This window comes from Pedobacter steynii, from assembly GCF_900103665.1.
Classification (GTDB): Bacteria; Bacteroidota; Bacteroidia; order Sphingobacteriales; family Sphingobacteriaceae; genus Pedobacter; species Pedobacter steynii.
Genome location: NZ_FNGY01000015.1, coordinates 62,267 through 74,202 on the forward strand (window position 1 = coordinate 62,267; position 11,936 = coordinate 74,202).

Annotated in this window: 16 protein-coding genes and 1 tRNA gene; 12 read left to right on the forward strand and 5 right to left on the reverse strand. The window is 37.5% G+C overall.

Annotated elements, in window-relative coordinates; translation table 11 throughout:
* Positions 1 to 86 precede the first annotated feature (86 nt).
* From BLQ87_RS30115 to BLQ87_RS30130, 4 genes are all read left to right on the forward strand, one after another.
* Positions 87 to 677: a helix-turn-helix domain-containing protein gene (locus BLQ87_RS30115; protein WP_074612616.1), complete on the forward strand. Its 591-nt coding sequence runs from the start codon at positions 87 to 89 to the stop codon at positions 675 to 677.
* 112 nt (positions 678 to 789) lie between these two features.
* Positions 790 to 1,776 carry a hypothetical protein gene (locus BLQ87_RS30120; RefSeq protein WP_074612617.1) on the forward strand — a complete coding sequence of 329 codons (987 nt, stop codon included), beginning with the start codon at positions 790 to 792 and terminating at the stop codon, positions 1,774 to 1,776.
* A gap of 132 nt (positions 1,777 to 1,908) precedes the next feature.
* Complete coding sequence (locus BLQ87_RS30125; protein ID WP_074612618.1) at positions 1,909 to 2,640, forward strand: NAD(P)-dependent oxidoreductase; 732 nt, start codon at positions 1,909 to 1,911, stop codon at positions 2,638 to 2,640.
* Between the two features lie 93 nt (positions 2,641 to 2,733).
* Positions 2,734 to 2,913: a hypothetical protein gene (locus tag BLQ87_RS30130; protein WP_074612619.1), complete on the forward strand. Its 180-nt coding sequence runs from the start codon at positions 2,734 to 2,736 to the stop codon at positions 2,911 to 2,913.
* Between the two features lie 101 nt (positions 2,914 to 3,014).
* On the opposite strand, the gene BLQ87_RS30135 is transcribed toward BLQ87_RS30130, so the two are convergent.
* Positions 3,015 to 3,090, reverse strand: a tRNA-Lys gene (locus BLQ87_RS30135).
* A gap of 261 nt (positions 3,091 to 3,351) precedes the next feature.
* Here BLQ87_RS30135 and BLQ87_RS30140 point away from each other — a divergent pair.
* Positions 3,352 to 3,636, forward strand: a complete 285-nt coding sequence (locus tag BLQ87_RS30140) for a hypothetical protein (protein WP_143010594.1) — start codon at positions 3,352 to 3,354, stop codon at positions 3,634 to 3,636.
* 100 nt (positions 3,637 to 3,736) lie between these two features.
* On the opposite strand, the gene BLQ87_RS30145 is transcribed toward BLQ87_RS30140, so the two are convergent.
* Positions 3,737 to 4,786 carry a GNAT family N-acetyltransferase gene (locus BLQ87_RS30145; RefSeq protein WP_074612621.1) on the reverse strand — a complete coding sequence of 350 codons (1,050 nt, stop codon included), beginning with the start codon at positions 4,784 to 4,786 and terminating at the stop codon, positions 3,737 to 3,739.
* 716 nt (positions 4,787 to 5,502) lie between these two features.
* Between BLQ87_RS30145 and BLQ87_RS30150 the strand changes: the two genes are divergently transcribed.
* Positions 5,503 to 5,778, forward strand: a complete 276-nt coding sequence (locus BLQ87_RS30150) for a hypothetical protein (RefSeq protein WP_074612622.1) — start codon at positions 5,503 to 5,505, stop codon at positions 5,776 to 5,778.
* Positions 5,759 to 6,214: a JAB domain-containing protein gene (locus tag BLQ87_RS30155; protein WP_074612623.1), complete on the forward strand. Its 456-nt coding sequence runs from the start codon at positions 5,759 to 5,761 to the stop codon at positions 6,212 to 6,214. The genes BLQ87_RS30150 and BLQ87_RS30155 overlap by 20 nt, the downstream gene beginning before the upstream one ends.
* Positions 6,215 to 6,325: 111 nt before the next feature.
* Here BLQ87_RS30155 and BLQ87_RS30160 read toward each other — a convergent pair whose 3' ends face one another.
* A complete protein-coding gene (locus tag BLQ87_RS30160; RefSeq protein WP_245723964.1) occupies positions 6,326 to 6,754 on the reverse strand; it encodes a VOC family protein in 429 nt (142 codons plus the stop codon).
* 331 nt (positions 6,755 to 7,085) lie between these two features.
* Between BLQ87_RS30160 and BLQ87_RS30165 the strand changes: the two genes are divergently transcribed.
* From BLQ87_RS30165 to BLQ87_RS30190, 5 genes are all read left to right on the forward strand, one after another.
* Complete coding sequence (locus tag BLQ87_RS30165) at positions 7,086 to 7,718, forward strand: TetR/AcrR family transcriptional regulator (RefSeq protein WP_074612693.1); 633 nt, start codon at positions 7,086 to 7,088, stop codon at positions 7,716 to 7,718.
* Positions 7,719 to 8,680: 962 nt separating this feature from the next.
* A complete protein-coding gene (locus tag BLQ87_RS30175) occupies positions 8,681 to 9,325 on the forward strand; it encodes a DUF6266 family protein (protein WP_074612626.1) in 645 nt (214 codons plus the stop codon).
* Positions 9,326 to 9,392: 67 nt separating this feature from the next.
* A complete protein-coding gene (locus BLQ87_RS30180; RefSeq protein ID WP_143010595.1) occupies positions 9,393 to 9,764 on the forward strand; it encodes a hypothetical protein in 372 nt (123 codons plus the stop codon).
* Entirely contained in the window at positions 9,683 to 10,234 is a 552-nt protein-coding gene (locus BLQ87_RS30185) for a peptidoglycan-binding protein (protein ID WP_074612628.1), read from the forward strand. Before BLQ87_RS30180 ends, BLQ87_RS30185 begins: the two co-directional genes overlap by 82 nt.
* Positions 10,231 to 10,722, forward strand: a complete 492-nt coding sequence (locus BLQ87_RS30190; protein WP_074612629.1) for a hypothetical protein — start codon at positions 10,231 to 10,233, stop codon at positions 10,720 to 10,722. Before BLQ87_RS30185 ends, BLQ87_RS30190 begins: the two co-directional genes overlap by 4 nt.
* A 170-nt stretch (positions 10,723 to 10,892) precedes the next feature.
* Here BLQ87_RS30190 and BLQ87_RS30195 read toward each other — a convergent pair whose 3' ends face one another.
* Complete coding sequence (locus BLQ87_RS30195; RefSeq protein ID WP_074612630.1) at positions 10,893 to 11,543, reverse strand: hypothetical protein; 651 nt, start codon at positions 11,541 to 11,543, stop codon at positions 10,893 to 10,895.
* Between the two features lie 20 nt (positions 11,544 to 11,563).
* Positions 11,564 to 11,920: a hypothetical protein gene (locus BLQ87_RS30200; protein WP_074612631.1), complete on the reverse strand. Its 357-nt coding sequence runs from the start codon at positions 11,918 to 11,920 to the stop codon at positions 11,564 to 11,566.
* Between the last annotated feature and the right edge of the window lie 16 nt (positions 11,921 to 11,936).

The following is an 11,936-nucleotide window of genomic DNA, read 5'->3' on the forward strand; positions in this document are numbered from 1 at the left end:
CATAATAGAAGAAATCTCCGAATGCTTGGATACCCAAACCTGATCATGAGCAAAAACAATTATCTTTACAAGATGATTTAGTGGCTATGGAACTACATAAAAAAATAGCAATAACCCGGAAAAGTATAGGTCTTACTCAGGAAAAATTAGCGGATTTAACAAATATTACTGTCCGTACTATTCAACGGATAGAAAGTGGTAAAAGTAGCCCCAGGACATTTACTATTAAGATTATAGCCGAGGCTTTAGGAACCACCTTTGAGCAGTTAACACATGAATCACAAAATCATGATTCGTTGAAAGAATCAACAATACCTGAAATTATCTCTGATCTGGAAAATGAAAAGCATTTTCTTAAAATCCTTTGCTTGTCCTGCTTTGGTTATCTTGTAATCCCACTAGTACATTTTTTAATTCCCATTTATCTTTTAAAAAAATCTGGCAGCTACAATACTCAGACAATTGCATTTGGACGTTCGGTAATTCGGCAGCAGATTTATTGGGGAATCACGCTTTCCTTTTCACTTTTACTTGCGTTGGCCTATAATTTTATTGTAGTTACCTATTTTAAAGAGTTTTATTTGTTACATTATTTATGGATATTCTTCATAATGTACATTTTAAATGCCTTGCTTATTACTGTCAGTTTTTTGCGCATAAAAACTATAAATTTTTAGTTCATCTTTACAATAGAAGCATTATTTACTACTAAATGTCGGGCTAATGACGTGTAAATTACGGTTGACCGGATAAATATTAAAGATAGTTTTGCATTAAAAAAACTAGCAAATGCAAATCAAACCGAACTTTTTTAAAAAATTTTTATCAGTAATACTAGGTAGTACAATCTTTTCCATTAAGTTGATCATGGCTCAATCTATGCCAACATTGCCAGTCAATCAACTGGTAATGTCCTCGGAAACCAAAACTATCTCATTTCGTTGGCATGGAGATTATATCAATTCAAAATGGGAGGCTAATACCGCTATTCTTATTCCAGTTAAGCTGAAGAACTGCCCACGTCTGTTTTATATGCAATTTGACCTGGGTTCTCCATATTCCCTGTTATATAAAAATAAAGTCGAGGCTATCCAAATGAAATATCCGAAATCAATTCCTTTGAGAGAAGTAGGAGATAAATTACAAAACTTCTCATTCAACGTTGCCGAGATATCTATTTTGGCAAAAGAAATTATTGTACAACAGTTTGACAGCACATCAATCGACTGGAAAGATAAAAATAGCACTGAAATAATTGGAACTATTGGAGCTGATCTAATTGATAATAAAGTCGTAATCATCGATTACGCGAATTGTAAACTTACCATCTCAAAAAGCATTCCCGAAAAATTATTGGGACATATCTCATTAACCAATTTTATATATTCGAATAGGAGCGTATTATTTCCGGCTAAATTAAAAGGTAAAGAAACTATTCTCTATTTTGATACAGGTTCAAGTATGTTTGAGCTGCTTACTAACAAAGAAATGTGTAGCCAACTGGCCAAAACCAACGCCGAACTTATTCAATATAAAGTAAAATCGTGGAGTAAACTTTTGACAGCCAATACACTCGCATCGAACGACAGTTTAGAATTTGCCGGCACAACAATACCCCTTCGTTCTTCCACTTATATTGAAGGAATAAGCAATACTCAGATTGAACAAATGTCAAAAATGGGAATCCATGGCATGATAGGAAATAAACTGTTTCTAAATTATATTCTAGTTATAGATACAAAAAATCAAAAATTCGGAATCGCTTCATCATTTTAATTTAAACAAAGAAAGGCTTATTTTTGAACTTGATTTTAATTGTATAGGCTCATTTTTAATTATAACTTACAAAAATTCAATACTTATATCAACATTGAATATATCTATAAAATAAATTAACATCTCAAAAAAATGAAAACATTGGTAGTAGGAGCGAGCGGGGCAACAGGAAAACTCCTGGTCGAGCAATTGTTAGGCGCAGGTCAAACAGTGAAGGTAATTGTTCGATCAACCAGCAATATTCCTGATGTGTGGGAAAGCAATGACAATATAACCGTTATCAAGGACGATAATATTACGAATATCAAGGTGAACGAGATGGCAGAGCACCTCAAAGATTGTGAATCAGTTGCATCCTGTCTCGGACATAACCTGAGCTTAAAGGGCATTTATGGAAAACCAAGACAACTTGTTACAGATACTGTTAAAGTACTATGTGAGGCAATCTTAAAAAATGCCTCAGAAATGCCAACTAAATTTGTCTTGATGAATACTGCAGGAAATAGTAACAGGGATTTGAACGAACCGGTTTCTTTTGGGCAGAAAATTGTAATAGGTCTGCTTCGGCTATTTTTACCGCCACATCCTGACAATGAAAAAGCAGCAGATTATTTAAGAGTGAAGATAGGGCAAGAAAATCCTTTTATTGAATGGGTTGCAGTGCGTCCTGACGGTTTAATTGATGTGGAAATGGTTACTGACTATTCAGTAAATGCATCACCCACGAGAAGTGCTCTATTTGATCCGGGAAAGACAAGCCGTATAAATGTAGCAAACTTTATGTCTCAATTAACGATACACGATACTATCTGGAATAGGTGGAAAGGAAAAATGCCAGTAGTTTACAATAAAATACTGGTATAAAGAACTGTCGCAAATTCACGTGTAGTTTGTCGTTTTCGCGCTACAGAGTCAAGGAATACAAACTATATTTTTATCTTATTAAAATCATCGTTAATGAGAAAATTAATATTAGAGATCCGGACTTCAATAGACGGATTTATTGCAGCGCCTGATGGACAAACAAATTGGATGCTTTGGAACTGGGCTGTCCATTGCACAGTTTCAAAAAGATACGCTATAGTTGCTAATGCGAAGGATGAATGCATTGGATTCAGAATTGCTGCATCAATTTAGGGTATCTGTTCTTCATCGCGGAATCTTAGTGTTTTCCTCCTCAAACACAAAACCCTGCAATCATTCGATTTGCAGGGTTTTATACGTTTTGATGATGAATCTGGTGATCCCGCTGGGATTCGAACCCAGGACCACTACATTAAAAGTGTAATGCTCTACCAGCTGAGCTACGGAATCATTTGTTTTCCCTTGTTTGGGGTTGCAAAAGTATAACTTTTACTCAAATATTGTACTTTCAGATTACTAAATAATGGAAATTAAATCAATTCCATTTCTAATCGGTTGATTATAAGGTTGAAAAATTCTGACTTTTATTGTTAAAAATGCCCCATAGGCCTAAATTTGCAAGTATTCATGCTTTATAGGGACATCATATCGCATCTTTGGTGGAATATTACTATACTAGGGATACCAATAAGACATATTAACAATAATCCAATGATGCCAAAAGAATTAATATCAAAAAAAGACAACATCATCATCTATTATGTATTTGGGTCACCAATGCTTGCATTGCTAGGATTTGTATTGTATACCATATTTTTTGGACCAGGCAGCGAAGAATTAATGATGAGGGATGAGCTGTCAGCAGATTTTAAGGGTCGTGTTGATTCAATGTATTTCGATCAAAGAAACCACAACGGGAAGTACGCAGTATTAAACAGTGGTCAATTATATCCGATTTATAGAAATTGGGAGCGTAATATTGAGGTAGGTGATTGACTGTATGCTCAATCCATAGCAATTCCCGCAAGAGAAGATTCGTTAGGTTCTCTGATATATCATGCCTTGTAAGTGAACACCTAAGTCCTTCGCTAAACGACTAGTTCAACAAGTCCCATTGCGATTTCAAAATCGCAAACTGATATTCATTCACCCATTTACCATTCAGAAAGCGATTCTCAATAAAACGACCTTCCTTTCTAAAACCCAGTTGCTTCAACAAGCTGATTGTTTCCTGATTATCAGTGCTGATATTAGCTACAACGCGGTTAACCTTTGCTTTTTTAAACAAAAGAGACAACGTTGATGATAAAGACGTTTTGATATCCATTTGTTTACCAGGGGAGGAGTTGAGTCTAAGTTCCGCAATACGGGTATCATGCTGGCTGAGTCTCAATTCACAGTTTCCTGCTATTTTTTGCATAAGTTTATCCTGTAGTTTGTAAATAAATCCAGGAATATCGTCAATTTCTGCATTGCCGTTATCTGGAATTTGCTTCTTGCGATCTAAGTTCAAAGAACCTGCGTATACGCTGTTAGAGACCCTTTGCCCGTCGTCATTGATAAAAGAGATATAAGCCTCCATACGTTCTCCAGCATAATCTGAATCGATATGAAGTACGTCTTTTCCTTCCACTCTTTTTGATCCGCTCAGATGATAGAAGGTTAGTTTCAATTCAGGAAAATAAACCATCAGCATTGCGCGGTCGTTATGACGTTGAATAGGCAAATCAGCTGCTATTTCCCAATTAAATTCAATTTCATCAGCTTTAGCGGTTTGGTTAATAACCGGATTCACTGCCACAGGAAGATCTCCCATACTTACCAATACCTTGGTATAATCCAGGCTGATATTGGGATATTCTCCCTGAATAGCGTTCATTTTATTATAAGAAACGGCTTCATTATACTCATTTTTGTCGGTTCCTATCACTGCAAGACGGAATCCTGCCCGGATAACAGCCAGGGAAGGGCTTAGTATTTCATTTACAACCGTCATCTTTTGACAGTTTGATTTCCTACCCGGTGTAAGCGGCTTAGTACTTCTTCCTATTTTTCTGACAATGTATTTACCTTTTAAGGTATAACCAACGAGGTTACCGATTCTGCCATGGAATCCGCCAAACACTCCGTTTATTAATTTTCCCATATCCGTGTGGTTTATTAACTTGTTAAGCTTCCTAATAACAAGTTACGAAATAATTTGCATATCAAAATATTATGCGAATAAATAAAATTAATACTTATTAAGTATTAAATACATAGTTAACAGGTCGTTTGGACAAATTATTGACCTATCAACTATCTATTAAGGACTATGTAACTACTAATAAATCTATAAAGGAAGCGCCAAACATTTCGACAGCATCCTAGCAGGATATCTTTTTTGATGAAAAATCAAGTGAACGATCTTAATTATTAATTAATAAGTTTGTTATTGTATTTTAAATTAAATATATTAGACATAACAATAAGTATTTAAAAGAGTCTTATCATCACCGCAATCTGACACCGTGGCCTAAGACAGTAGAATGCTTAATATCTAATATATAGATGTGCTATATTTGCGCGTCCAAAAAATAGATGTGAGGGCTACTGTAATTCCAGGTCGCATAAGGTGTCAGAAACTTTTAAGGTGGTGGTGGTTGGTAGTCCTCACATTTATTTGTGATCACTTCTACAAGGGCTCATTAAAAATTATGAGCCATGAAATCAAGAAACAACCCAATAGCAACCTTCTTATTCATCGATACCTCGATCTTACACAGGAAAATGCCTGGATTTAAATTTCCCGCACCAGTCTGATAGGCCAAACTATACAGCGATTATCCCTAAACCATCGTATTTACCAGTAAACACCATGACATGATCAAAGTAGAAAACCAAAAAATAATAATTGAAATAGATCACCTCGAAAATTACGAACATGATTTTATTGAGGATCTGCAGTTTGACCTGATTCAGCTGATGAACTGTGTCCACATCTTAAAAAATGAATTTGATCCGGACCTGTTTTTCGACAGTTCTTTTTTGAGCATCGCGCAGTTACAAAGAGCGTTGGTTCCTTCCGCGTCTCAAATCAAAAAAATATATCCAATTACTCATACTGAACCAGATCCAAATGAAAAAGAACTTATATAATGTATCGCAGATTGAATTGACATACAAGCCTAAATTGAAAGCATCCGAACGGCCAGTCATAAAATGTATGGAGGATGTATATGGCATTTTTATGCAATGTTGGGATAAGGGTAAAATTGACCTGATCGAAGAGTTCAAAATGATCTTGTTAGATAAGGGAAGTGCGGTATTGGGTGTAATCAATATTTCGAGTGGTGGCATGGACTCAGTTATAGCAGATCATAAAGTAATCGTTACGGCAGCTATACTAGGTAAAGCGAGCGGGGTTATTTTAGCTCACAATCATCCCAGCGCAAGATTGTTTCCCAGTGAGCGGGATATTGCATTAACAAAGACCATAAAAGTAGCAGCATCTTCCCTGGATATTGCAGTAGTGGACCATTTGATTGTGACCCAAAGTGGTTATTACAGTTTTGCAAATAAGGGTCTGTTATAAGGATGAGGGCACAACGATATATTCAACAATAATCCCCTTTCTAATTTTCAATTGAAAGCCCCAGTTCCGGGGCTTTTTTATTTAGGAATTGCCGTTAACAATGAACAAAGCTTAAGAATTACTGAGCTGTTCCGCCAAACCGATTAGAAGTCCGTCTTTCGCCCGGATATAGCAGAGTTTATACGAGTTCTCGTACCGAACCACTTCACCAACGAGCTGAGCACCATGCTTAATGAGTCTGGATACCAGCTCGTCAATGTCCTCCACGGTGAACATCACACGTAGATAACCAAGGGAATTCACAGGAGCATTCCTGTGATCTGAAATAATAGGAGGGCTTAGAAATTGTGAAAGCTCGAGCCGGCTGTGGCCATCTGGGGTAGCCATCATTGCAATGTCTACATGCTGAGAACCTAGTCCGGTAACGCGACCAGCCCATTCTCCCTCTATTGTCGCTCGTCCTTCGAGTTTGAGGCCAATCTCTGTGAAGAAAGAGATCGCATCATCAAGGGATTCGACAACGATGCTGACATTGTCCATTCGCAATAATTTATTTTTTTCCATAGTGTTGTCTATTAATTAAACATCGTAATTTCGGGTTTAAATCCTCTGCCAATAAAGTTTATGTCCAGGGGATTCTTGTACCTGAAGTTACATATAACCAGCAAATTAGGACTTACACATTTTGCATATTCTTCGGGCGTCTTTATCTCTTCTCAAACAGACAAACTAATTAGTATCGGCACGCACATCATTAACACATTGAGGAGGGACCAGTTTTTCCGGAACATTTAGAATAGAATAAAAGATCAAATGTCTTTGAATAGTATGTTAAAAAATGCAATTTGCTACGTTTAAATTGCAAAGCAGAATGATTAGAAAGACTACCAGTGGACCCATCAGAGATAAAGAACGAACTAAACTGAAACTCTTAAGTGCGGTAGGCAGCATCTTAAAGAAAGACGGCTTTACAGGTTTGAATGTCAGTAATGTGGCAAAAAAGGCAAATGTCCACCGCAAACTGATCTATGATTATTTTGGAGGAATGGAAAACCTGGTAAAGGAATATTTGAACAGCAAGGACTACTTTAAAGTCAGTCTGAGTCAGGTCGATGAAATTATAGAAGCAAGTAAGGAAGACTTCGGCAGACAGATGGCCTATACGCTTTTGGAGAATCAGTTTGATTCCCTGATGGAGAACGACGAGATGCGTAGGATAATTAACTGGGGACTCAGTGAAAATCTAAAACCATTAGTAGAGTTAAATCAGGAGCGGGAACGCTTGGGAGAAGAATTTTTTAGCAGAATCACCGATGATTATTTTAAAGATAAGGACAAAAATTTTAGGGCTATAGAAGGTATCCTGGTTGGAGCCATATATTATATTACGCTTCAGGCTAAGATGAGTGGGGAAACCATGTGTGGTATTGACGTGAATACGATGGAGGGCAAGTTAGAAATAAAGAAAGCCCTGAAGCAAATTGTAGAATGGGCTTACGCTTAAAGGGGCAAGGTGTAATTCTTTTATATGTTATTGAAAGAAAATCTTCGGAATAAATATCAAAAATGTTACTATTGAAATAATTTTATTAAATATTTTTTTATTTCTTATTAAATAAATATTTAGTTATATTTATACTATGATAATGCCTCGCATCCAAATTGGCACTTATACATCCTTATTATATGCTGTTTAATGTTAGGTTTGAACAGAATTTAAGAAGAGATTAAAATAAAAAGAGGGGAAAATAATTAACACACAAATTAACCTTTAAATTGAATCTCATGATGAAATACCTAAATCCGAAGTAGATCCAGAGCCGCTCGTCTCAAACTGTCTCCCGTAAAAATCATACTTATTCTTTAACTCCAGGCCATATTTTTTTATAGTCAGGGCAATGTCCCATGTCAAAAATCAGCCTGTTAAATCCCTATTGTTATGAAAATAATCTTGAGAAGAATAGAACAGATCTTGCAAAGATTTTTTGAATTCAAAGAAAAGCAGATGCTGCAGGAGCAAGCAGCATTGCAGCCTGACGAATGGTTGGATAGTCTCCAGGTAATGGAACTACTAAACATTAGTCCTCGTACTTTTTATAGGTTGGCAAAAGTGTCCAACTGGATAACGAAACAGATAGGCGCACGAAAGTATTACCTTAAGTCCTCTATTCTGGCAAGCCAGTGATTGCACTTTTGATGTGATCCAATTGATTTTTTTTATGCCTGTGCAGATTTAGCACAGGCAGTTTTTTTTGGTGTGCCCAGGACTATAAATCGGTACAAACCAGTGCCATTTACTGCCAATCACTGCCAGTTAGCGCCATTACCCATTGGAAATTAGGTTGTTAAAATATTGATCTATACGTTTGAATCGTAATGTTTAAGTGATTTCCGAGGCGCCCGGAATGAACGGCTTGCAAGCAACTTACGAATCAACAGATTAATTCATTTTTAATAATTAAAGTCATGGGAAAATTATTTGCAGGTCCATGGTCCGACGTCACAGGAACGGTCGGCAATAACGTTGGACGCTATGTGGATGGTGAGAACATATTTTCAGTTAAGCCACATAAATCATCAAAACCCTCATCACAAAGTCAGATTAACCACCGTACCGGTTTCGGTATGATGATGGAACAGGTTAGCTTGTTCAGTGGCGCAATCGCCATTGGATTTAAAGACAATATCGATAAGCTTGCTCCAGGAAACGCTGCGTTAAAATACAATTTTAAGCACGCGCTTAGTGGTACTGCACCAAATTATAGCATCAGTTATGCTGATTTTTTAATCAGCAGGGGAAAATTAAATCCCGTTTCTACGCCTGCTGTTGCTGCTGTAGCTGGTGAAACAGCTACGCTTGAATTCTCCTGGTTAGACGGAGGTTTTGGCTTGAGTGATTCTACAGATTTGATAAAGGTGTATATCCATACTCCGGGTATAGAAAATCTCGTTACCAACGGAACAGTTGTTAAACGAAATGCCTTAAAAATTCGGATGATAGTTCCATTTGAATTTATCGGTCTGCCGCTTCATTGTTACATCATGGTCGTCAGTGCTGATGGAAAAAGGTTTTCTAACTCCAGGTATTGTGGGAGTGTTACCTTAAGCTAATCAACCGGTCACCCGCCATTCTGCAAAGATGGCGGGTGATTATTTCTTTAATCTAAAAATTACTCACATGAAAAATATTGGTATTAAAGGGCCTCAACCTACAATGGCCCACAGGGTAGAAATTGGATTTTTATTCACCGTTCTGTTGCTAATGTGGCCGCTTAGCCAGCACTTGATATTGAGTACAGACATTACAGCAGGATATATTGATCCTGGCATCTGGCTCCTGGTATTGTTGAGCCTGATCTCCTTTCTGCTGATGGTTGGGTTGAGCTTTTGGTTACTACAAAGGCTTTGGCGCGGAATGGGTTTGCCGGCACTTGCAATAATGGTTGTACAATTTAAAATTATGGAGTCATGGAAACAATTAGGCTTTTACTGGGCATCATTTGTATCACTGTTGTTTGCAGCAGTAGGCTGCCTGATCGCAATTTGTTAAGCAATCTGTCAGCTGAAGAAAAGATCAGAACGGAGATCCTCTCCATTGCCCTGGCAGAAAATGGTGTCAGGGAACAGCATGGCAAAAATGACGGGAAAAGGGTAGAGCAGTATCTGAAACATATAGGTTTACCTAAAGGCCATGCCTGGTGTGGCGCCTATTTGAGCTGGGTCTATTCAAAAGCTGGGTTTTCCAAACCCCGAACAGGTTGGACACCGGCATTATTTCCTGTAAACCGGTTGGTTAAAAAGTCGATGCCTGCAGATCTGTTCGGAATTTATTTTCCCTCGTTAAAGAGAATTGCTCATGCAGGAATAGTCGTGGGACTAAAATCAGACTGGGTGTTGACCATCGAGGGGAATACGAACGTAGGCGGGAGCAGAGAAGGCGATGGTGTCTGTAGAAAACGCAGGCACCTGCGTAGCATCGCCAAATTTGCCAACTGGATAGGAAAGGAGCGTAGCCCATGAAAACCTATGGATTATTTGTAATCCTGGGATTGCTGATGCTGCAGGCTTGCGGATTACTTCGGAAAACATCCAGGAACAGTTCCATTGCTACGCTGCAGGATAAAGAAGAAATCAGGATGGATAGCCAGTCAAAAGCGATTGATCAGCAAGAGGGCAGATCTTTAATCCTCAGAAACGATTCTTTAGATTCCTATTCCCAAACAGAAATATGGCCCAAAGGAAGGTTTGATTTATCGCCAGAGAAGGGTTTCTCCGGGCAGGCAGAGAAAGTATTGATCCGTAGAAAAGGGAAGTTTGGCAGCAGGAGCTTAGAGAAGAAAGAGGAAGTAAAGCAGCAAATAGAAGAATCAAAGCAGGCACAATCCCAATTAAAAACAAAGGATTTTTCTCAGAAAGATATGGAAAAGAAGAGCTCCTCATTTTCGGGTTGGTACTTGCTTTTACTTTTGATCCTGCTGATCTTTATTTGGTACCGTTTTAAGCGGTAACCACTGTTAGATGTTGTTTGCCTTTCATAGAAGCTAAAACAGGGATACAGTTTTTTAACTGTATCCCTGTAATGTTATAAGAAATTGTACCTTAAATATATCAGGCAAATTGTACCAGAACGAACTAAAGCTTTATCAGTTAATCCATTTCACATCAGAACGGCCGGGTTTTAATCGTAATATTCAATTTGATGAATGTGTTTAACAAGCGGTTTATTTCCCGGTAAGTAGAACATAGACTCCAGCACATTGCCTTTTTGATCCAGTACGAATTCATTTACATAATACACTTTGTCGTTAATAAATTGCTGAACCTTGACCAATTGTTTCTTTTTATCATAACTGAACAGCGCTTTTAGTTTTTTAGAATTTTTGATATCATAGGTTCTTTCTATAAGCAGGTTATCCGCGTTGTATTTGAATGTTCTTTTCATCTGCGGTTCATTCCCCATGTTGTAAATACCAGACTCAATTACGTTGCCTTGTTGGTTGTACTGATAGCTGCTATAGCGGTTGTAGCGTTCGGTGTCGGTCTGATAAAGCTCTTTTATTTTCCTTCCCTTGTTGTCGTAAAGGTAACGGTCAGTGGAGCTTAGCTTTCCGGATCTATCATATTCCGCTTTTTCCAATAGCCTGGACTGGGCATCATATTTATAAGTTATTTTTCTTTCTGAGTTATATACCGTGGTGGTATCCTTCCAGCTGTAGTTCTTAATGATTAATTCCTTAAGCTTTTTGTTTTTATCGTAAACAAATACATTGCGCTCACGTACGTAAGGTTTATCTGAATAATAGGTATAAATAGTGGAGTCACTGATCAAGCCTCCAGTGTATTCACAGGTTATTTTTTTCCTATCCTTTTGTGGGGACCGGCTTTACTCTGTTCTACAAACTCGGTAAGCTGATTGTTGTTATTGAACTTCCTCCTGTAAATGAAATCATAATCATTTTGATAAACTATATTCCCTTTGCTATCATATTCAAAACTAAAGGGCATGCGGGTATCATATTGAAATGCAACTATCGTTAATTCTTCGTGCGAAGAAAATCTGGTGGTATCTCTTGGGGGAAGTAAATTCTGACCTTTAATGCTAACCGATTTAACCTTACCTTTTAACGGTCTGAATTCAAAAGGATTTTTTTGAGCATATACATGCAAACACAGGAATGTCAACAAAAGAGAGAAGAGCTTTTTCATGCGCAATTTTAACACA